Here is a 19,028-nt window from a genome sequence, read left to right on the forward strand (position 1 = left end):
TCCCGCCTCCGGCGTTCCAGGGGTGGATTATAAAAGGATGGTCGGGGTATAGGCTGACGCGCCTGCGAGGCGTTCGCCAGTTACGAAAGTGATGCCCTTAACCGACCAAGATAACCCCGCGGCTCTCGACCGCCGTTTTTCCATTGCTCCGATGATGGACTGGACGGACCGGCATTGCCGGTATCTGCACCGGCTCATCACGAAGCGGGCGCTGCTTTATACTGAAATGGCGGTCGATCAGGCGCTGATCCATGGCGACGCCACGCATCTGATTTCCTTCGATCCGGACGAACAGCCCGTGGCGTTGCAACTTGGCGGCTCCACGCCGGCCGATCTCGCCCGCGCCGCCCGCATCGGCGAGAATTTCGGCTATCGCGAGATCAATCTGAATGTCGGCTGCCCCTCGGACCGGGTCCAGTCCGGCCGCTTCGGCGCCTGCCTGATGCGCGAACCGGATCTGGTCGCCGATTGCATCAAGGCGATGCAGGACGCGGTCTCCGTTCCGGTCACCGTAAAATGCCGCATCGGCGTCGATGAGCAGGATCCGCGCGAGGCCCTGTTCGGCTTTGTGGAGACTGTCGCGGCGGCGGGCGCGGACGTGTTCATCGTCCATGCCCGCAAGGCGTGGTTGAAGGGCTTGTCGCCCAAGGAAAACCGCACCGTCCCGCCGCTGGATTATGGCTTGGTGCGCGATCTGAAGCGGGAACGCCCGGACCTCTCCATCAGCCTCAATGGCGGCCTTGCCACGCTGGATCAGTGCATGGATGAGGGCGCGGGGCTGGATGGCGTCATGGTTGGCCGCGCCGCCTACCAGACCCCGTGGATGCTGCGCGATGTCGACGCCCGCGTCTTCGGCGGCGATCACGCGCCGGAGCGCACGGAGATCGCCGCCCTCTACGCCGATTACATCGATTGGCGGATGGGGGAGGGCGTGCCCCTGCGCGCCATGACCCGCCACATGCTGGGCCTCTATCATGGCGAGCCGGGCGCGCGGGAGTTCCGCCGTATCCTGACGGTCGAGCCGGGGCGGCCCGGCGCCGGGCCCGAAGTCGTCACGCGCGCCCTGGCGGCCGTGGATTCCCGCGCCGCGGCGGCCTGACGCTTCATGACGCCCGACATCATCTTCCTCATCGCCGCGCTGATCGGCGCGGGTCTGTTCGCCGGTCTGGTGGCCGGGCTGTTTGGCGTCGGCGGCGGCGTGGTGATCGTGCCGGCGGTCTATTACGCGCAGGCCGCGCTCGGCTATCCGGAGGAAACCCGGATGCACGTGGCGGTGGCCACCTCGCTCGCCACCATCATCGCCACCTCCATCCGCTCGGTCATGGCGCATAACAAAAAGGGCGCGGTGGACTGGCATGTTCTCAGGGCCTGGTCGCCCTGGATCGTGCTGGGCGCGCTGGCGGGCGCGTTCGTGGCCGATATGACGCCGGGCCGGGCGCTGACCGCCTTCTTCGGCGCTGTCGCCATGCTGATCGCCGCGCAGATGTTCTTCGGCCGCCCCGGCTGGCGATTGGCGGACGAACTGCCGGGCGGCCTGCCGCGCGCCGGCATGGGCACCGGGATGGGGCTGGCCTCGGCAATGATGGGGATTGGCGGGGGCACGTTCGGCGTCCTGCTGATGACGCTCTGCGGCCGCTCGATTCACAAGGCGGTGGGCACGGCGGCGGGCTTTGGCGTCGCCATCGGCGCGCCTGCGGCGCTGGGCTTTGTCATCGCCGGCTGGGGCGTGGCAAACGTGCCGCCCGGCTCGCTCGGCTATGTCTCCGCGCCGGGCTTTTTCTTCATCGCCACGCTGACCGTCCTGATGGCCCCGGTCGGCGCGGCGCTGGCGCACCGGCTGGACGGCAATCTGCTGCGCCGCCTGTTCGCCATCGGCCTGACCGTGACGGCCTTTTCACTGCTTTATGAAGCCTTGGCGGGATAGGCGCGGATGATGCCGTCCGCGTCCGGCGTCCATTGCGGGTTATAGGCGATTTCCCAGTAATGCCCGCTCGGGTCGGCGAAGACGCCGGAATAGCCGCCCCAGAATTGTTTTTCAGGCGGCCGAGCCGCCCGCGCGCCCGCCTCCAGCGCGGCGGCGTATTCGGCGTCCACCGCTGCCTCGCTCTCCACGTTCAGCGCAAGAAAGGACGGGCCGAACCCGTCAACCTCGCCGCCGACCTCTTTGGCCAGCGCCGCTTCGGGGTGGAGGAACACCAGAATTCCCGCCGCCTGATAGACGGCGTAATCCTCGCCGCCCGTCCCTTTTTCCCAGCCCAGCCGGTCGAAAAAGGCGACGGAGTCGTCCAGATCCTTCACCCCCAGCGTGATCAGGTTCACCTGTTGGCGCATAGCGCATCTCCGTTTACTGCCGCAGGATCAGCGATTCCTGCGTCGCCTCGTAACGCGAGAGCTGGCCAAGGAAGCTCATCCCCAGCAGGGACTGCGTCAGCACGTCGTTCTGCGGCACCACGGCGGCGACATTGGTCACCCGCACATTGCCGATCTTAACCTCGTCCAGCCGGATCAGCGCGCCGCGCGTCTCGCCATTGGCCGTCATCATGCGCTGGGTGTAGCGCAGCTCGTCGAAATCGATGCCCAGCCGCCGCGCATCGCCGCGGGTCAGCACCACCGCGCTCGCCCCGGTATCCACCAGAAAGCGCACGCGCGTGCCGTTCACCGTGCCTTCCGCCCAGAAATGCCCGTCCAGCGCCCGCCGGACAGAGGCCGCGCTGCCGGAATTGGGCTCGCCCGGCGGCGCGGTCACCGTTCCGGGGGAAAGCTCCGCCATCACCCGGTCGGTGATGGGCCGGAAGGTGTCGCGCATGGAATAGGCGACCACGAGGACCAGGATGATCACCGCCCAGACCAGCAGCGATTTCAGCGCATTGCCCGGCGTCTGCCGCCACCCCACGAACAGCGCCACCAGCAACAGCGCCAGCCAGCCCACGCGATAGGCCAGCGGCTCGCTTAGCCCACCCTCCATCGCGCCGGGGGCCAGAACGCGCGCGGCCAGCACGGCGATCAGGATGATCGCCACGATCAGCGCGCCATATCCGATTACCCGGCTCATGAGTCTTCCCGCATGGCGTAGAATTCCGCCTCCAGCCGCTTCGCGCGGCTCTCAAGCCCGTCCATTACCGCCTGCCGTTCGTCCTCGGTCATTTTCGACCACCGTCCGATTTCTTCCAGGGATCGCCAGCACCCCACGCAATGGCGCAGCTTCGGATCTACGAAACAAACATTGATACAAGGCGAAGAGGCGGGCGGCGCTTTCACTATATCGAGGCGGGCCGCAGATTGAGCAGCACGGTGCGCGCATCATGGGCGTTGCCGTTATTGGGGATGGACCCGCTGCCCAGCACGATTTCCAGGGAGGCTTCGGTTTCCGCCCGTCCGCTGAAGGACCGGTTCGCGCCCAGGCCAAAACCGGATCCGCCGCCGCCGAACCCGGCCCCGATGGAAAGGCCCGTGCCGCCGGCCCGGGATTTTGTCGCATGGCGGTTGGTCACGATGAACCAGTCATGCCCGCGCTCCAGGGTCAGTTCCGCCGCGCGCACCAGCGCGAAATCCTGCACGCGCTGCATGCTGTCGCCGGACGTGCCCGTATAGGTCACGCGGAAACGGGTGTTTTCGATCTGTGTCTGGCTGAAGCCGGGATCGCCCGGACCCGCCGACGGCCCGTATGCGCTCGGCGCGGTTGCGCAGGCGGCAAGCAGGGAAAGGGCGGCCAGGGCTGTCAGTTGTTTGAACATCATGTCCTCAAGGCTAGCCGGCGGCTTTGTCAAAGATAGGGCGGCGTCAGGCGTTTCGCCACGCCGCAATGATCTCGTCGGCCGCCGCCCCGGCGGGAACCGTCCCGGACGCCACGTCATCCTCGAGCCTTTTCAGGGCGTCTTTTGCCCCGCCATCGGCTTCGAACGCCTCCATGACGCGCTCTTCCAGCATGGCTTTCAGCCAGGATACGCGCTGATCCCGCCGCCGCGCCTCGAATTTTCCGGCCTCTTTCATGGCCGCGCGGTGGGCCTCCACGGTCTCCCAGACCTCGCCGATCCGCTCTTTCTTCAGGGCTGAACAGGTCAGAACCGGCGTCTGCCAGACCGTCTCGCCCGGCTGCAATATGTGGATCGCCGCTTTCAGGTCCTTCGCCGCGCGCCGCGCCCGTTCGGCGTTGTCGCTGTCGGCCTTGTTGACCACCAGAATGTCGGCGATCTCGATAATCCCCTTTTTCACGCCCTGCAGCTCGTCGCCCGCGCCGGGCAGCATCAGCGCCAGAAACGTGTCCGTCATGTCGGCGGCCAGCGTTTCGGACTGCCCGACGCCCACCGTCTCCACGATCACCACGTCAAACCCGGCGCCCTCGCAAATCAGGATCGCCTCCCGCGTCTTGCGTCCGGCCCCGCCCAGTGCGCCCGATGACGGGGAGGGACGGATGAAGGCGTCCGGGTCGGCCGCAAGATCGGGCATCCGCGTCTTGTCGCCCAGGATCGATCCCTGCGTGCGGGAGGAGGAGGGATCAATCGCCAGCACGGCCACTTTCATCCCCTGACCGGTCAGGAACGTGCCCAGCGCCTCGATGAAGGTGGATTTGCCCACGCCCGGCGGCCCGGTAATCCCGATGCGTTTCGCCGCCCCGGCGCAATCGGCCAGGGCGGTCAGTACGGATTGCGCCGCCGCCCGGTGTTCTGGGCGGGTGGATTCCGCCCATGTGATCGCACGCGCCAGCGCCGCGCGGTTTCCCGCGCGCACATCGGCGGCCAGTGAATCGGGATCGGCGGTCATGGGCGCGAGCCTAGCGGCGCGCGCAGTCCCCTCCTAGCCCAGCGTCACCGCCGTGCCGGAGACGCTGACCATCAGCATGCCGGATCCGCCCTCGCGGGCGATGGATTCATAGTCGATGTCCACGCCCACCACGGCGTCTGCGCCGCGGCTCTGCGCCTCGCGCGCCATCTCGTCCAGCGCGATCTCCCGCGCCTCGCGCAGGGATTTTTCGTAGGATCCGCTGCGCCCGCCGACGATGTCGCGGATACCGGCGAAGAAGTCCCGGAACACGTTCGCGCCCAGAATGGCCTCTCCGGTGACGATGCCTTTGTAGTCCGTAATGGTTTTTCCCGGAATGCCTTCGATCTTGGGCGTGGTTGTAATGATCATGGTTTCCTCAAAGTCCTAGATTTTCGGCCACTTCCAGCCAGTGAAATATTCCCAGCACGAAAATAATCATGCCCACAACCGCGGCGGTAAGCGCGACGGAGATCAGCACCTGAAGCGGCGTAATCCCTTCGATCATGCCGCCATGCAGCACGTCTTTCGAATAGCCGGCGCTATAGTCCAGTTGCGATTTGGAACGGAATTTCTGGCAGCGCGGCTCATAGGAAGTGTGCTGGCTGTAGCTGATGGGGCCGAAACGGCGCTGGGGGCGTCTGCGTGACATGTCTGCATACTAGGCCGCCCCGCCGCTGCGCGCAGGGGTGAAAAAAGCCCCGTGATTCCCGTCCCGCCCCTTGAGTGAGTGCTCACTCACACTATCTGAACAGCCTTGCCCGAAATATCTTAGTATGAGGTTGTTCCCCATGAATATTGAAAACAAGGTTGTTCTCGTCACCGGCGGCAGCAGCGGCATCGGCGAAGCCATCGCCCGCCGCCTTGCCGATTCCGGCGCGAAAGTCATGTTGACCGCCCGGCGCGAAGATCGCCTGAAAACAATCACCGATGAAATCGTCAAGAAAGGCGGCCAGGCGGCCTACAAGGCCGGTGACGTCACCAATCCGGACGCGCTGAAGGCGGTCGTGGCCGAGGCGGAAGAGAAATTCGGCCCCGTGGACGTGCTGGTGAACAATGCCGGCCTGATGCCGCTATCGCCTGTCAGCGCCCTGAAGACCGATGAGTGGAACACGATGGTGGACGTCAACATCAAGGGCGTCCTGAACGGCATCGCGGCCGTCATGCCAGGCATGAAGGACCGCGGCAAAGGCCACATCATCAATGTTTCGTCCGTCGCGGGTCATCTGGTCTTCCCGGGGTCCGCAGTCTACAGCGCCACCAAGTTTGCCGTGCGCGCGCTGTCTGAAGGGCTGCGGCAGGAAAACCCCGGCACGCTGCGCGTGACCAATGTCTCGCCCGGCGCCGTGGCGACGGAGCTTCCCTCCACCATCACCGATGAGGAAGCGAAAAAGATGATCGATTATATCACCGATATCGCCATCGACGCGGACGCCATCGCCCGCGGCGTGGCCTACGCCATCGGCGAGCCTGACGATGTCAGCGTGAACGAACTGATCATCCGGCCAACCAGGCAGGAACTCTAGCCGGCGCCATTGCCGCAAAGTTGATTGTGCGCGTGTCCCCCTCGTGGTTCCATTCGCCGCGGGGGGGATCGCCATGACAGAAGCTGAAATTCTCACTCAGATTGCGGCCGCGCGGGCCCACATGGACATGGCGCTGGGCCAGCTGATCGCGCTGCACCTGGCCATGGTGGTCGGAATTTTCTACTTCCTCCATCGCGCCGGACTGGCGCTCAAGATTGGAGTGTTCATACTCTACGCGCTGGGCTGGTACATCCTCGTCACCTCGGTCAGCGTGACCAGCCAGCACCTCTTCGGCCTTTATCAGGACTTGCAGGGGACCGGCGAACAAATATCGCGGGGATCGGGCCAGCTCTTGCGCGCTGTCGGCTCGCCTTGGATGACGGCCTATGTGGTCGCATTCAATGCCGCGAATCTGCTGCTTCTCACCGGCACATTCGGTTTCCTCTTTTTCTGGAAGCGCAACGACAATCCCGTCTAGCTCAACTGCTCTTCAAACAGTTCGCAGGTCGCGGGAAACTTCACCCAGCCGTGCCGGGTGCCGGTCCAGACCGCCCGTTCGGGCGGGGGAAAATCCGGGTCCGCGAAACACCCCACCGGCACGCCGACAATATCGGCGGCAAATTCACCGGTGAAATAGACGCTGGTCCCGCAGGACGGGCAGAAGTGAAACGTCACCCGGCGTCCGCGCTGCGATCGGCGCTCGAACGCTTTTGACTCGCCTTCGATATGCACCTGGCCGGATGAAAAATAGGCGTTCACGCCAAACACGCTGCCTGTGCGGCGCTGGCATTGCGTACAATTGCAGGCCGCAACGCCGTCCGGTTCGCCGCGCGTGCGCGCAACCAGCGCGCCGCAGGCGCAGGACGCGGTGCGGCTTGCCCCGGTCATTCCTCGCGCGGCGCCGGGATGGCGATTTCACAGACAAGGCCCGTCGGTTCGAATTTCCGTTCGATAGTCGCGCCCAGTTGCGACTTGGTGAATTGTTCGATCACCAGGCTTCCGAATCCGCTTTTATCCGGCGCTTTCAGGCCCTTCATCCCCGCCTCGCGCCAGGTCACCCGGAAGCCGCCATCGCTGTCGCGCTCGGTCCAGTTGATTTCCAGCGCGCCTTCTTCCCGTGACAGCGCCCCGTATTTCGCCGCATTGGTCGCCAGTTCATGAAACGTCATGGAAAGCGATTGCGCTTCACGGGGGTTCAGCGTCACGTCCGGGCCTTCAATGGCGATGCGCGTCCGGCGGTCATCGCGATAGGGCGCCATCTCGTTGGACAGCAACGCCTCCATCGTGGTGCCGTCCCATTCCCCTTCCGACAGCAGGCCGTGCGTGCGCGAAATGGAATCAATGCGCGCGCTGAACCGTTCCGTGAAATCTTCCATGGAATGGCTGCTCATCGCCGTGCGCCGGCCGATCGCGGTGATCACCGCCAGCAGATTCTTCACCCGGTGATCCAGCTCCGCCGAAATCACCGCGGCATGACGCTCGGCCTCGACCTCCCGTGAAACGTCCAGCGCATGATGCAGACAGAAAGCCGGGCGTCCTTCCTGGTCATAAATGGGCGTGTTGGTGACGTTCCAGTAGATGTCGACAGTCTCTCCCCGCTTTCCCTTCTCGGCGGGAATTGCGAACAACTCCTTGTCCAGCCGGTTTTCCTCGCCGCCCAGGGCGCGTTTGATCGAATCGCGGAATTTTTCCTCGCGTTCCGGGCTTTCGGGAAAGGCCTCGAAAACATATCGGCCCTGCAAGTCTTCCCAGTGCGTGCGGGTGACGTCGAGATAGGCCTGATTGGCGCCCACGATATTCAAATCACGATCAAGGATCATGAAAGGCGTGGGCAGCGTGTCGAAAACACGTCTGAAATCTATATTTCTGGTCGGCATGCGCGGCTTCTCAAATCCTGGGCGGCGGGAGCCATGCCGGAGCCTTCGCGGCTCAGACCTCCCCCAAAAGTCTAATCACGCTGGCGGCGCGTTCCAAGCAAATCGCGAAACCGGGATGAATAGCAAGTGCGATTGGACAAGCTTGCTCTTAATGTAGAGCAATCAGCGGGCCTGCCCGCCCTGCATTGCCGCGAAACCGAGCGTCAGCAGGATCTGCGCGGCCACATAGCTCGCCCAGATTCCGGGGTCGAAAAATGCCTCCGGCAGGCCGTTCTCCGGCTTGAAGGCGCGAATGGCGATCAGGCTGTCCGAAATGATGAACAGCGCCGCCCCCGCGGGCAGCGCCAGTCCGCGCGACGGCGCCCACAGCGCGGTCACGGCCATTGCCGCAATCGCGCCCGTATAGGCGATGACAGGGATGCGCATGTCGCCCAGATCGGCCCATAGATAGACCGGCATGGCGACGACCAGCGCCCCCAACAGCGCCAGCCCGGCCCAGGTCCAGCCGCTCTTTCGCGCCCCTTCGCGCCGGATCGCCCGTACAAAAGTCGCCAGATAGATCAGGTGCGCGACAAGAAACGCCGAAAGCCCCGCCGCCATCGGCGCCAGATCCATCAGAACATCGCCCACCGCGGACATCCCCAGCCCCGCCGCGAACAGCGCGCTATCGGGAACAGGCAGGCGGAACGCATAGATCGCCAGCACGACAATCCCGCTGGCTTTCAGAATGGCGGCGGCTTCGGGGGGCATATTGCTCCCGAAAAGCCAGTAAAGGACGCCTAAAACCGGCGCCAGAAGCAGCAAAACATGTCGATTCAAGCGCCAAACCTCCCCGTTCCGGCGTCAAAACCTGCGCAGAATCAGCGCGTCAGGGCTTTGATAAGCTCCATACTGGCCTCCGCAATCACCGTCCCGGGGCCGTAAATCGCCGTCGCGCCGGCTTCGTAAAGCGCATCATAATCGCCCGGCGGGACCACGCCGCCCACCACAATGCGGATATCCTCGCGCCCTTCTTCGCCCAAAGCAGCCTTCAATTCGGGCACCAGAGACAAATGTCCGGCGGCAAGCGAGGACGCGGCGACGACATGCACGTCATTTTCCACCGCCTGCCGCGCGGCCTCCTCCGGAGTCTGGAAAAGCGGGCCGATATCCACGTCCCAGCCGAGGTCGGCAAAGGCGCTGGCAACCACTTTCTGGCCCCGGTCATGGCCGTCCTGGCCCATCTTGGCGATCAGGATGCGCGGGCGCCGGCCTTCCTTCTCCGCAAAGGCGTTCGCGGCCTCGCGGGCCTGTTTGACCAGCGCGTTATCGCCCGCCTCGGCGGCGTAAACGCCGGTCACCGCCCTGGTCTCAGCGACATGGCGGCCCCACGCTTTTTCCAGAGCATAAGAGATCTCTCCCACCGTCGCTTTCGCCCGCGCCGCATCCACCGCCAGCGCCAGCAGATTGCCTTTCCCGGAATCGCCGGCTTTGGTCAGCGCATCCAGCGCATTTTCCACGGCTCCGGCGTCGCGATTGCCTTTCAGTTCCTGCAATCGGGCCATCTGGCGGGCGCGAACTTCCGCGTTATCCACCTTCAGCATCGGGATGTCGTCCTGATGCTCGGGCCGGAACTTGTTGACCCCCACGATGGTCTGGTTCCCGGCGTCGATCCGGGCCTGTGTGCGGGCCGCCGCTTCCTCGATTTTCAGCTTCGGCAGGCCATCCACGATGGCCTTGGTCATGCCGCCCAGCTCCTCGACTTCCCGGATATGGTGAAGGGCGCGGTCGACCAGGTCGCGGGTCAGCGATTCCACGTAATATGAGCCGCCCCACGGGTCCGCGCAGTCGGTCATATGGGCTTCGGATTGCAGGAAAATCTGCGTGTTCCGGGCGATTCTGGCCGAGAAATCGGTGGGCAGGGCCAGCGCCTCGTCCAGGGAATTGGTGTGCAGGCTCTGCGTTCCGCCATCGACCGCGGCCATCGCCTCGATCGCCGTGCGGCCGACATTGTTGAACACGTCCTGCGCGGTCAGCGACCAGCCGGAGGTCTGGCAATGGGTCCGCAACATCAGGGACTTGTCGTTTTTCGGGTCGAAATTGGTCTTCATCAGGTGCGCCCAGAGCAGGCGCGCGGCGCGCAGCTTGGCGACTTCCATGAAGAAGTTCATCCCGATGCCGAAAAAGAAGCTCAAACGCGGCGCAAAACGGTCGATATCCAGCCCCGCATCGACCCCGTAACGGGCGTATTCGACGCCATCGGCCAGCGTGTAGGCCAGCTCCAGGTCCGCCGGAGCGCCCGCTTCCAGCATGTGATAGCCGCTGATGGAGATGGAATTGAAGCGCGGCATGTTCTCCGCCGTGTAGGCGAAGATGTCCGAAATGATGCGCATCGAGGGTTCGGGCGGATAGATATAGGTGTTCCGCACCATGAATTCTTTCAGGATATCGTTCTGAATCGTGCCTGAAAGCTGCTTGGGGCTGACCCCTTGCTCCTCCGCCGCGACGATATAGAGCGCCAGAACGGGCAGAACCGCGCCGTTCATGGTCATGGAAACGCTCATCTCGTCCAGCGGAATCTGGTCGAACAGGATGCGCATGTCGGCGATGGAGTCGATGGCCACGCCCGCCATCCCGACATCCCCGGAAACCCGTTTATGATCAGAGTCATAGCCGCGATGCGTGGCGAGGTCGAAGGCGACCGAAAGCCCCTTCTGGCCGGCCGCGAGATTGCGGCGGTAGAAGGCGTTGGACTCCTCGGCCGTGGAGAAGCCGGCATATTGCCGGATCGTCCAGGGGCGCTGGACATACATGGTCGGGTAGGGGCCGCGCACGAACGGCGCGGCGCCCGGCACGCTGTCCACGAAGTCGATATCCGACGTGTCTTTCGGTCCGTAGACCGGCTTTACGCCAATCTTTTCAGGTGTTTCGGCTTTCGGCTCATCGGGAAGAGCGGCCGACTTTCCAGCCGCGCCGAGATCCATTTTCGTGAAATCGGGAAAGCGCGTTGCGTCAGCCATTGAACGCCTCCGCCCAGCGGATGGGTTTTACGGGTTCGAATTCTCCGGTTTCCGGCGCGGCCGGGGGCAGAACGCCGCCGGATTTCGCGGCCTCCAGCGCCGCTTTCCAGCCGGTTTCCGGTATCGGGTCGCCCTTGGGCGGTTCGGGCGGCGGGGCGATGTCCCCGGTGGCCGGTTCGTCGAAATCGGACGGATATTTGTTCAGGCCAAGCAGGATGTCGCCGTTTTCATATCGCTTGAAGCGGGCGTCGCGGGCCTCGCCGATCTTGCTCTGAACGAAGCCCGATTTCAGGGCGGCGGAAAGACCGCCTTCGCCTTCTATCTGCTGGAAAAGCGACCATGCAGATTGGGCGATTTCGTCGCTGAGCGTCTCGTGCAGGAAGGCGCCGCCGGCGGGGTCCTGAACGCGGCCCATATGGGATTCCTCGGCCAGCATGATCTGGATATTGCGGGCCAGCCGCAGGGCGAAGGCCGTGGGGTCGCCCGCGGCCTCGGTCAGCGGGCGGACGGTGATGGCGTCCGCGCCGCCGGCCGCGCCGGCAAAGGCGGCGGCTGTGGCGCGCAGGAGGTTGGTCCAGGCGTCCTTCGCGCTCATCATGCGGCGGGCGGTGATGGCGTGGATGTGGGGCGCGGCGTCCGCCCCGAAGGCTGTCGCGACTTGCGAAAACACCCGCCGGGCGGCGCGCAGTTTCGCAATGTTTTCATGCACATCGCTGTCCACGGCAAAGCGGATTTCCATGGTTTTCGCCGCCGTGTCCGGGGCGATCCCGGCACCGATCAGGGCGCGGAAATATTCCGCGGCCTCGGCCGCCATCCAGGCGATCTCCTGCGCGGACGTCCCGCCTGCTTCGCAGGCCAGGTCCGCGCGCACGGCGATGGTTTTGAGATCAAGTTGTTGTTCGGAAGCCCATTTTACGGCCTCGGCCAGCGGCGCTTCCCAGCCCTCACGGATGGCGCCGGAGAGCGCGCCGAGGGCGATGGGGGAGAGGCCGAACCCGCCCTTGATGTCGGCGGGTTTCGCGCCGGAATTTTCCCAGTGCGCGGCGAGCAGGGCGGCGGAGGCGAGGCCGCCGTCGAACTGCCAGACGCCGGCAAGATCCAGCTTCACGCCGTTCAGCGCGGCGGCCAGTTCATCGGCGTTGCGGGCGGATACGCCGCCATTGCCAAGACGCAAGGTGAGGGACGATGCGCCGCCTTCCAGCGCGGCGATCGCGGTTTTCGCGGCCTCTGCGGGCGTTCCGCCGGGGATGGGCGCGCGAATATCCCATGGAAGAAAGCGGTCGCGGATGGGCGCGGCGCCGCGAGTATAGGGCGCTTCGCCCGGCGCGCCGCTAGCGCCGCCTTCGGGCGCGTCGCCACGAAAGAAAACCGGGCCGCGCACGATTCCGTCCGCGGTCTTTCTTGTAAGGCTTTCAAGAGGTTCGCCCTTCAGCGAGGCCTCGGCGAGGGCGCGCCAGTCATCCGCGCTGACGGGCGGAAACTCGGCTGCGATGTGGGATGCGTCATCAGTCATTGGAGACTTGGTAGCGCGGGCGCCGGACCGGGGAAAGAGCGGGGATGAATCGCAAATAATCAGACCGGGTTCGCGGCGGAGCCATGATCAGGGCGACAACCAGAAACGAGGCCCCCGAAGATCATGGACAGCTCCACCAATCTGCAAATGCCTTACCTGATGCCGTCACAGGCGCAGAAACATGTCACCGTCAATGAATCGCTGCGCAGGCTGGATGGACTGGTGCAGGCCAGCGCGGTCAGCCGCAGCATCAGCGAACAGCCCGCCGATCCGGCGGACGGGGCAATCTACCTGCTGCCTGCCGGTAAGACGGGCGCGGCATGGGACGGCTTCACCAATCACGCCATCGCCTATCACGTCGACGGGGCGTGGGAGCAGATTATCCCGCGCGCCGGGTGGCGCGTCTGGGTGGCCGACGAAGGCCGGTTGCTGGCCTGGGACGGGACGGGCTGGACGGGGGCAAACCCGTTCGACCAGGCGCTGAACGCTGCCGATACGCCACGTTTCAGCGGACTGGTTTCCCAGGCCGATGTGACCATAGAAACCCCGTCCAACCCGACGCTGGATATCGTCCGCACGGGGACGGGCGCCGGCGCGGCGGGACGGGTGGATTTCTTCGCGCCGGACGATTCCGGGGCCAGCCAGATCATGGGGCGGATGGATTGCGTGGTGTCCGGCGACGCCGCCGGAGCGGAAACCAGCGCCTATCGCTGGTCGCTGAAGAATGGCGGGGCGTTCGGGCTGGGTCTGCAACTGTTCGCGACCGATACGCGGTTCTACGCGCCGGCGGGGACGGAGCGTCTGCGGCTGGAGGCCGGGACGCTGCGGCCCGCCGCCGATGACGATATTTCCGCCGGGTCGGCGTCTTTCCGGTTCAGCGAGGTGTTTTCCGCGACCGGGGCGATCAATACCTCGGATGCGCGCCTGAAGACCGTGCGCGGTCCGTTGGATGCGGCCGAGCGCCGGGCGGCGCGGACCATTCTGTCGGCGGTCTGTCTTTACCAGTTCACCGATGCGGTGGCGATGAAGGGCGAGGACGGCGCGCGGCTGCACGCCGGGCTGCTGGCGCAGGACGTGGCGGCGGCGTTCGCGGCGGAGGGGCTGGACCCGGCCCGCTACGGCCTGTTCTGCGCCGATGCCGAGTTCGAGACCGACGAGGCCGGAGAAACCCGGCCCGTGATTGATCCCGAAACGGGCGAACCGGCGGTGCGATACGGCCTGCGCTATGCGGAGCTGATCGTCTTCCTGCTGCCTGTGCTGGCGGAGGCGCTGGCGTGAAGACGGGACTGTTGGCGGACTGGCGGGCGGCGGAGTGGGACGCCCGGCGCTGGCCGGATTTCCGCGCCGCTGAGCTGGCCTGCAAGTGCGGCGGGCGGTTCTGCGGCGGGGAATATGTTCACGACCCGGTCTTTCTGGACGCGCTGCAGCGGATGCGGGACGCGCTGGGCGCGCCGGTGATCGTCAATTCCGGGCATCGCTGCGCGCTGTGGAACGCCCATGTGGGCGGCGCGCCGGCGTCCGAACACAAGCGGATCGCGGCGGATATCCGCCTGGCCGGTCACGCGCCGGGGGCGCTGCTGCGCGCGGCGCGCGGGGCCGGATTTTCCAGCTTCGGCTTCTACCGGAGCTTCCTGCACATGGATCTGCGCCCCGGGCGGCGCTGGTTCGGCGGCGCGGCGGCGCGGCGCTTCTGGAGCCCGGTCATTATCGAGGAGGACATGGCGTGGTGGAAATAGCGGGGATGGGCGCTTCGGCGCTTTCGGGCGGGCTGTTCGGCCTGCTGGGCACGGTGGCGGGCCGGGTGATCGGCGTGTTCGAGCGGCGCGAGGCGCGGGCCGACCGGGCGCTGGAGATGGAGCACGACGTGCGCCGCTGGGGGCATGAGCAGGATTTGCAGGCCTTGCAGATGGAGGCGCGGCGGCAGGAGACCGAGGACGAGCTGGCGATTACCGCCGTGGCGGGGTCCTATGCCGGGCTCACCGCCTCGCTGAACGCGGAGGCGGGGATCGACGCGCCGGGCTGGGTCAACGCGGTGCGGGCGCTGGTGCGGCCCGTCATCACGCCATTGCTCTGGGTGGCGGTGTTCATCGTCTTCTACCGCACGGCCAGCAACGAGGCGCGCTGGATCGCCGAGGCCGAACGCGCGGCGCTGATTTCCTATCTCGCCAATTCGGTGGTGTTCGCGGCGACGGCGGCGACGCTCTGGTGGTTCGGCGACCGGCCGCCGCACGGCTTCAAGAAAGAGTGATGGATGCGCTTAAGACTCGCCACAATTCGCGCTAAGAGTCTGCGCCATGATTAATGCGCTCCTTCTCGCTTTCGCTCAGGCGGCCGCTCCGGCCGCCCAGGCCCCGTTCGAGCTTGGCGTTCCGGTCGATTGCGAAATCGGCGCGGACTGCTTCGTGCAGAACTATTACGACCACGACCCCACCGCCGACCGCACAGACTATATGTGCGGGCGCCTCAGCTATGACGATCACAAGGGCACGGATATCCGCGCCGGGTCGATGACGCTGATGGAACAGGGCGTGCCCGTGATCGCCTCCGCCGACGGCGTCGTGGTCGGCGCGCGCGACGGCGAGCCGGATATTTCCGTGCGCGAGCGCGGGCGCGAGGCGGTGCAGGGCCGGGAGGCCGGGAACGGGGTGAATATCCGCCATGGCGGGGGCTGGACCACGCAATATTCCCACATGAAGAAGGGCTCGGTCGCCGTGAAAGTGGGCGATCAGGTCAAGCGCGGCGACAAGCTGGGCGAGATCGGCCTGTCCGGGTTCACCGAGTTTCCGCATGTCCACCTGACCGTGCGCAAGGATGGCGAGCGTCTGGACCCCTATGTCGGGCGTCCGGGCGAGTATAAATGCGGCGATCCGCGGGAGCCGCTGTGGACCGACGCGGCGCTGAAGGCGCTGGAATACCGGCCGACCGGCGTTCTGGCCGTCGGCTTTGCCGCAACCCAGCCCAAAGCCGAGCTGGCGCGCAAGGGCGTCTATGACGGGCGTGCGATCAGCCGCGAGCGGCCGCTGGTCTTCTGGGTGGATGCGTTCGGCGTGCAGAAGGGCGACGAGCAGAATTTCCGCATGAGCGGGCCGGAAGGCGTGCTGATCGACAACCAGCGGACGCTGGAGGAATCCAATGTTTCCTGGTTCGCGTTCGCAGGGAAAAAGGCCCCGGCGGGCGGCTGGACCCCGGGCGAATACAGCATGAAATATACGCTGGAGCGCGACGGCGTGCTGGTGGCCAGCAAGGACGCCAGCATCCGCATCGACTGACGGCGGCGCGCGGGGCGCGGGGCTTTCGGATTTTACTGGAAGCTGGTGCCGCAGGAGAGAATTGAACTCTCGACCTCACCCTTACCAAGGGTGCGCTCTACCACTGAGCTACTGCGGCGCTCGCGCGTTGAAGGCGTGCCCTATAACGCGCTCCGGGGCGGGTGAGAAGGCCCCTGCTGCGCATCGCGAAATCGTCCGTGCGATTAACAGATTTTAAAGCCGCTCTGTTACACCGCTTCGCATGGCGATCATTGGCTTCTCCCAGGACCTGTTGTCCAGCTATTATAATGCGCGCATTCAGCAGAATGCGCTCAATAATGCGCTGGCGTCCGGGCGCGGGTCTTCGCAGGCCGGAAACGCCAACGGACAGGCCAAGCCGGGCGAGCTGCCGCCCTGGGACGTGCGGGGCGGGATCACCGGGCTGGACGAGTTGTCGCGCGACGTTCTGGGGTCCGGGCAGTTTTTCGAGGCCAGGGAATTTTCCGAATTCAGCGCCCCGGACGATCACAAGGATCTGTTTTCCCTGCACCAGGGATTGCGCCGGCTCTATGCGCTGGCCAGCGAGGCGTCCGAGGATTCGACCAGCGCCACGCGCCGCGCCTTCCTGGACCGGCGCTTCGGCGAAGGGCTGGAGCAGTTGCAGAGCTTTGTCGGCGATCTGGACCTTGAGGAGCTGAGCCTGGTGTCCAGCGCGGTGCTGGACGGGGTGAGAACGGATTCCCCGATCAAGCGCGGACAGAGCCAGTACACGACCGGCGTCATCCACAAGGGCGATTTCGACGCCGCGGTCGATGCGTTTCAGGGCAGCGTGCAATTCCAGATCGGCGTCACCAAGAATGGCGCGGAGACGGTGATCGATATTGATCTGGCCGATATGGGCGCGACAGAGCGGACGATGGATAACGTCGCCGCCCACATCAATTCGAAGCTGGAGGCGGCGGGCGTCATCACCCGGTTCGAGCGGGTGAAGATTGGCGAGAAAAACGATGTCGGGGTGATCCACGGCAATGATTTCGGCTTCCAGATTTCCGGCGTTTCAACCGAGAAGATCCGCTTCGACGCGGCGGGAACGCCGTCCGCCTACATGCTGGGCATATCCGGCGGGACAGCCGGGCAGCTTTCCAAGATCGACGGTCTGACCGGGGTTCCCGAATATGATTTCATCCGGCGGCTGGCCATCGACGCTCCGGAGACCGATGACGCGGAATTCGACGCCAAGGCGGTGATCGCCGAGGCCAGCAAGAACCGCAAGGCCGGGGAAACCGAAGAGGTCGAGGAAGAAGACCCGCCGGCGCTGACCCCGCGCGCGGTGGCGGCCGCGCCGAACGGCGAAATCTATGCGCTGGTGGAGACAGAGGGCCCGGTGGGCGGAACCGCGCCCAAGGGCGCGCAGGATCTGATGCTGGTGAAATACGATTCCACCGGCAAGACGGTCTGGACGCGGGCGCTGGGCGCGGCGGACGAGGCCGGGGGCGTGGACCTGGCGGTCAGCGCCGATGGCGGGGTGATCCTGACCGGCACGCTGGACGGGGCGCTGGGCGACACGCTGGACCGGGGCGAGGGCGACGCCTTCGCCGCGAAATACTCCGCCGACGGCTCCGAACAATGGCTGCAGCGCTTTGGCACCGGCGCGGCGGATCAGGTAACCGGCGTGAGCGTGGGCGATGACGGGACGATCTATGTCGCGGGAACCACGTCCGGCAATCTGGACGGGGCGGGCGATGGCGGCGGCAAGGACGCCTATATCCGCGCGTTGGGCGTGGACGGGACGCATCTCTATACCCGCCAGTTCGGCGGCGCGGGCGACCAGACGGCGACGGCGGTGGCCTTCGACGATAACGGCAATCTGGCCGTGGCGCTGAAAGATGGCGACGGCAACGGCTCCATCCAGAAATTCTCCGCCGCGGACGGGACCTCCGCCGCGCTGTGGAGTCACGATCTCGGCAATCTGAATGGCGGCTCCATCTCGGCGCTCGATTTCGACGGCGGGGCGCTCTATGCCGGCGGCTCGGCCGGGCAGGCCTCCGATATCGCCGGGGCCAATCCGGGCCATTCCGGCGGCCGCGACGGTTTCCTGCTCAAGCTCGCCGATAACGGCGGCTCCGCGGCGCAGGACTATGTTTCCTTTGTCGGATCGCTGACGACCGACGAGGTCCGCGACATCGTGGTCGAAGACGGCGAGGTCTATCTGACCGGCAGCACCCGCGGGGCGATGTCCGGCGGCGGCGAGCTGACGGGCGAGTTGAACAGCTTCCTCAGCCGGATGAACGCGGCCGACGGATCGCTGGCCTACACCACGCAGCTCTCCGGGCGCGGCGGGCAGTCGGAGGCGGTCTCCATCGCGATCGACCCGAAGGGCGACTCCGTGCTGGACCAGATCGGCCTGCCGCGCGGCACGCTGGATTATGGCGGGTCGGAGCGGATTATCGACCACACGGCGGTGCGTCCGGGCGACAGTTTCACCGTGGCGGTGGATGGCGGCCGCGCCAAGACCATCACCATCGAGGCGCGCGACACCTATCTGACCCTGACCTTCAAGATAAACGCGGCGCTGGTTCTGGACGGCAAGGCCAGCGTGGCGCGCTCCAGCGAAGGCAACCGTTTGCGGATCGAGCCGCGCGAGGGCGTGAAAATCCAGATCGGCGCCGGGCCGGAAGGCAAGGACGCCCTGAAGGCGATGGGGCTATCGGCGGGCGTGGTCTATGAAGCGCCGGAGGTCGACGAGGACGACAAGGCCTCCGCCGCGCCGCCGCTTTATGGCCTCGACATCGATTTTGCCTCCGCGCTGAAGGAGAAAGACTCCGCCAAGGCGGCCGCGGCGATGCTGGGCGATGCGATGAAGACCGTGCAGGAAGCCTATCGCAAGCTGACCGCGCCGGACACGGACCAGTTCAAGAAGCCCAAAGGCCCGGTTCCGGCCTATCTTCAGGCGCAACTGGCCAACTTCCAGGCCGGTCTGGACCGCCTGAACAGCGGCGGCGGCGGAAGCGCGGCGGGGCTGCTTCTCTAGAAAGTTTTGTTGAATTCGCCGCGGGCCGGTTGACCGCCCATCGGTGGATACTTATGTGTCCGGCTCAATATTTAAC

21 protein-coding genes and 1 tRNA gene are annotated in these 19,028 nt (G+C 65.6%); 9 read left to right on the forward strand and 13 right to left on the reverse strand.

The features are described from left to right. Positions 1-91 precede the first annotated feature (91 nt). Complete coding sequence (dusA, locus tag L338_RS12400; RefSeq protein ID WP_022698715.1) at positions 92-1,099, forward strand: tRNA dihydrouridine(20/20a) synthase DusA; 1,008 nt, start codon at positions 92-94, stop codon at positions 1,097-1,099. 6 nt (positions 1,100-1,105) lie between these two features. Further along, positions 1,106-1,924: a sulfite exporter TauE/SafE family protein gene (locus L338_RS12405; protein WP_022698716.1), complete on the forward strand. Its 819-nt coding sequence runs from the start codon at positions 1,106-1,108 to the stop codon at positions 1,922-1,924. On the opposite strand, the gene L338_RS12410 is transcribed toward L338_RS12405, so the two are convergent. Genes L338_RS12410 through L338_RS12435 form a run of 7 tightly spaced genes read right to left on the reverse strand, consistent with a single transcriptional unit; the run spans position 1,903 to position 5,410 of the window. Continuing rightward, complete coding sequence (locus L338_RS12410) at positions 1,903-2,331, reverse strand: VOC family protein (RefSeq protein ID WP_022698717.1); 429 nt, start codon at positions 2,329-2,331, stop codon at positions 1,903-1,905. The genes L338_RS12405 and L338_RS12410 overlap by 22 nt on opposite strands. Positions 2,332-2,344: 13 nt before the next feature. Beyond that, positions 2,345-3,052: a retropepsin-like aspartic protease family protein gene (locus tag L338_RS12415; RefSeq protein ID WP_022698718.1), complete on the reverse strand. Its 708-nt coding sequence runs from the start codon at positions 3,050-3,052 to the stop codon at positions 2,345-2,347. Beyond that, on the reverse strand, positions 3,049-3,258 hold the full coding sequence (locus tag L338_RS18125) for a DUF1289 domain-containing protein (protein WP_206740836.1): 210 nt from the start codon (positions 3,256-3,258) through the stop codon (positions 3,049-3,051). The genes L338_RS12415 and L338_RS18125 overlap by 4 nt, the downstream gene beginning before the upstream one ends. Beyond that, entirely contained in the window at positions 3,258-3,737 is a 480-nt protein-coding gene (locus tag L338_RS12420; RefSeq protein WP_022698720.1) for a CC0125/CC1285 family lipoprotein, read from the reverse strand. Before L338_RS12420 ends, L338_RS18125 begins: the two co-directional genes overlap by 1 nt. 43 nt (positions 3,738-3,780) lie before the next feature. Then, a complete protein-coding gene (meaB, locus tag L338_RS12425; RefSeq protein ID WP_022698721.1) occupies positions 3,781-4,761 on the reverse strand; it encodes a methylmalonyl Co-A mutase-associated GTPase MeaB in 981 nt (326 codons plus the stop codon). Between the two features lie 33 nt (positions 4,762-4,794). Then, on the reverse strand, positions 4,795-5,130 hold the full coding sequence (locus L338_RS12430) for a heavy metal-binding domain-containing protein (RefSeq protein ID WP_022698722.1): 336 nt from the start codon (positions 5,128-5,130) through the stop codon (positions 4,795-4,797). A 7-nt stretch (positions 5,131-5,137) separates the two neighbouring features. Continuing rightward, positions 5,138-5,410, reverse strand: coding sequence for a hypothetical protein (locus L338_RS12435; protein WP_022698723.1), 273 nt, complete (start codon positions 5,408-5,410; stop codon positions 5,138-5,140). Between the two features lie 139 nt (positions 5,411-5,549). Between L338_RS12435 and L338_RS12440 the strand changes: the two genes are divergently transcribed. Together L338_RS12440 and L338_RS12445 are read left to right on the forward strand one after the other, a co-directional pair. Continuing rightward, positions 5,550-6,284 carry an SDR family oxidoreductase gene (locus tag L338_RS12440; protein WP_022698724.1) on the forward strand — a complete coding sequence of 245 codons (735 nt, stop codon included), beginning with the start codon at positions 5,550-5,552 and terminating at the stop codon, positions 6,282-6,284. A 73-nt stretch (positions 6,285-6,357) separates the two neighbouring features. Next, positions 6,358-6,762, forward strand: coding sequence for a hypothetical protein (locus tag L338_RS12445; protein WP_022698725.1), 405 nt, complete (start codon positions 6,358-6,360; stop codon positions 6,760-6,762). Here L338_RS12445 and L338_RS12450 read toward each other — a convergent pair. From L338_RS12450 to L338_RS12470, 5 genes are all read right to left on the reverse strand, one after another. Beyond that, positions 6,759-7,172, reverse strand: a complete 414-nt coding sequence (locus L338_RS12450) for a GFA family protein (protein ID WP_022698726.1) — start codon at positions 7,170-7,172, stop codon at positions 6,759-6,761. The genes L338_RS12445 and L338_RS12450 overlap by 4 nt on opposite strands. Further along, a complete protein-coding gene (locus L338_RS16670) occupies positions 7,169-8,161 on the reverse strand; it encodes an HWE histidine kinase domain-containing protein (protein ID WP_022698727.1) in 993 nt (330 codons plus the stop codon). Before L338_RS16670 ends, L338_RS12450 begins: the two co-directional genes overlap by 4 nt. Before the next feature lie 162 nt (positions 8,162-8,323). Beyond that, positions 8,324-8,980, reverse strand: coding sequence for a lysoplasmalogenase (locus tag L338_RS16675; protein ID WP_161624630.1), 657 nt, complete (start codon positions 8,978-8,980; stop codon positions 8,324-8,326). A 41-nt stretch (positions 8,981-9,021) separates the two neighbouring features. Continuing rightward, positions 9,022-11,160 (reverse strand): methylmalonyl-CoA mutase, encoded by a 2,139-nt coding sequence (scpA, locus tag L338_RS12465; RefSeq protein WP_022698729.1) that lies wholly within the window; start codon positions 11,158-11,160, stop codon positions 9,022-9,024. Then, positions 11,153-12,673, reverse strand: coding sequence for a methylmalonyl-CoA mutase family protein (locus L338_RS12470; protein ID WP_022698730.1), 1,521 nt, complete (start codon positions 12,671-12,673; stop codon positions 11,153-11,155). The genes scpA and L338_RS12470 overlap by 8 nt, the downstream gene beginning before the upstream one ends. A 123-nt stretch (positions 12,674-12,796) precedes the next feature. On the opposite strand from L338_RS12470, the gene L338_RS16680 reads away from it, so the two are divergent. From L338_RS16680 to L338_RS12490, 4 genes are read left to right on the forward strand one after another with little or no spacing between them, the layout of a single operon-like run. After that, the gene (locus L338_RS16680) at positions 12,797-13,951 is read left to right on the forward strand and encodes a DUF2793 domain-containing protein (RefSeq protein ID WP_022698731.1); all 1,155 of its coding nucleotides are present in this window, start codon (positions 12,797-12,799) and stop codon (positions 13,949-13,951) included. Then, positions 13,948-14,409: a D-Ala-D-Ala carboxypeptidase family metallohydrolase gene (locus L338_RS12480; RefSeq protein WP_022698732.1), complete on the forward strand. Its 462-nt coding sequence runs from the start codon at positions 13,948-13,950 to the stop codon at positions 14,407-14,409. Before L338_RS16680 ends, L338_RS12480 begins: the two co-directional genes overlap by 4 nt. Next, positions 14,397-14,921, forward strand: coding sequence for a hypothetical protein (locus tag L338_RS12485; protein WP_027068518.1), 525 nt, complete (start codon positions 14,397-14,399; stop codon positions 14,919-14,921). Before L338_RS12480 ends, L338_RS12485 begins: the two co-directional genes overlap by 13 nt. 46 nt (positions 14,922-14,967) lie before the next feature. Then, the gene (locus L338_RS12490) at positions 14,968-15,942 is read left to right on the forward strand and encodes a M23 family metallopeptidase (RefSeq protein WP_022698734.1); all 975 of its coding nucleotides are present in this window, start codon (positions 14,968-14,970) and stop codon (positions 15,940-15,942) included. Between the two features lie 43 nt (positions 15,943-15,985). Here the strand turns inward: L338_RS12490 and L338_RS12495 are convergent. After that, a tRNA-Thr gene (locus tag L338_RS12495) sits at positions 15,986-16,060 on the reverse strand. A 123-nt stretch (positions 16,061-16,183) separates the two neighbouring features. On the opposite strand from L338_RS12495, the gene L338_RS17635 reads away from it, so the two are divergent. Continuing rightward, positions 16,184-18,952, forward strand: coding sequence for an NHL repeat-containing protein (locus L338_RS17635; RefSeq protein ID WP_022698735.1), 2,769 nt, complete (start codon positions 16,184-16,186; stop codon positions 18,950-18,952). Positions 18,953-19,028: the final 76 nt, after the last annotated feature.

The organism is Euryhalocaulis caribicus (genome assembly GCF_000412185.1).
In the GTDB taxonomy this organism is placed as follows: domain Bacteria; phylum Pseudomonadota; class Alphaproteobacteria; order Caulobacterales; family Maricaulaceae; genus Euryhalocaulis; species Euryhalocaulis caribicus.

Bases quoted from the DNA above. Each gene is read 5' to 3' on its own strand.
- dusA (WP_022698715.1), top strand. From the start codon at position 92: ATGCCCTTAACCGACCAAGATAACCCCGCGGCTCTCGACCGCCGTTTT.
- L338_RS12405 (WP_022698716.1), top strand. From the start codon at position 1,106: ATGACGCCCGACATCATCTTCCTCATCGCCGCGCTGATCGGCGCGGGT.
- L338_RS12410 (WP_022698717.1), bottom strand. From the start codon at position 2,331: ATGCGCCAACAGGTGAACCTGATCACGCTGGGGGTGAAGGATCTGGAC.
- L338_RS12415 (WP_022698718.1), bottom strand. From the start codon at position 3,052: ATGAGCCGGGTAATCGGATATGGCGCGCTGATCGTGGCGATCATCCTG.
- L338_RS12420 (WP_022698720.1), bottom strand. From the start codon at position 3,737: ATGATGTTCAAACAACTGACAGCCCTGGCCGCCCTTTCCCTGCTTGCC.
- meaB (WP_022698721.1), bottom strand. From the start codon at position 4,761: ATGACCGCCGATCCCGATTCACTGGCCGCCGATGTGCGCGCGGGAAAC.
- L338_RS12430 (WP_022698722.1), bottom strand. From the start codon at position 5,130: ATGATCATTACAACCACGCCCAAGATCGAAGGCATTCCGGGAAAAACC.
- L338_RS12435 (WP_022698723.1), bottom strand. From the start codon at position 5,410: ATGTCACGCAGACGCCCCCAGCGCCGTTTCGGCCCCATCAGCTACAGC.
- L338_RS12440 (WP_022698724.1), top strand. From the start codon at position 5,550: ATGAATATTGAAAACAAGGTTGTTCTCGTCACCGGCGGCAGCAGCGGC.
- L338_RS12445 (WP_022698725.1), top strand. From the start codon at position 6,358: ATGACAGAAGCTGAAATTCTCACTCAGATTGCGGCCGCGCGGGCCCAC.
- L338_RS12450 (WP_022698726.1), bottom strand. From the start codon at position 7,172: ATGACCGGGGCAAGCCGCACCGCGTCCTGCGCCTGCGGCGCGCTGGTT.
- L338_RS16670 (WP_022698727.1), bottom strand. From the start codon at position 8,161: ATGCCGACCAGAAATATAGATTTCAGACGTGTTTTCGACACGCTGCCC.
- scpA (WP_022698729.1), bottom strand. From the start codon at position 11,160: ATGGCTGACGCAACGCGCTTTCCCGATTTCACGAAAATGGATCTCGGC.
- L338_RS12470 (WP_022698730.1), bottom strand. From the start codon at position 12,673: ATGACTGATGACGCATCCCACATCGCAGCCGAGTTTCCGCCCGTCAGC.
- L338_RS16680 (WP_022698731.1), top strand. From the start codon at position 12,797: ATGGACAGCTCCACCAATCTGCAAATGCCTTACCTGATGCCGTCACAG.
- L338_RS12490 (WP_022698734.1), top strand. From the start codon at position 14,968: ATGATTAATGCGCTCCTTCTCGCTTTCGCTCAGGCGGCCGCTCCGGCC.
- L338_RS17635 (WP_022698735.1), top strand. From the start codon at position 16,184: ATGGCGATCATTGGCTTCTCCCAGGACCTGTTGTCCAGCTATTATAAT.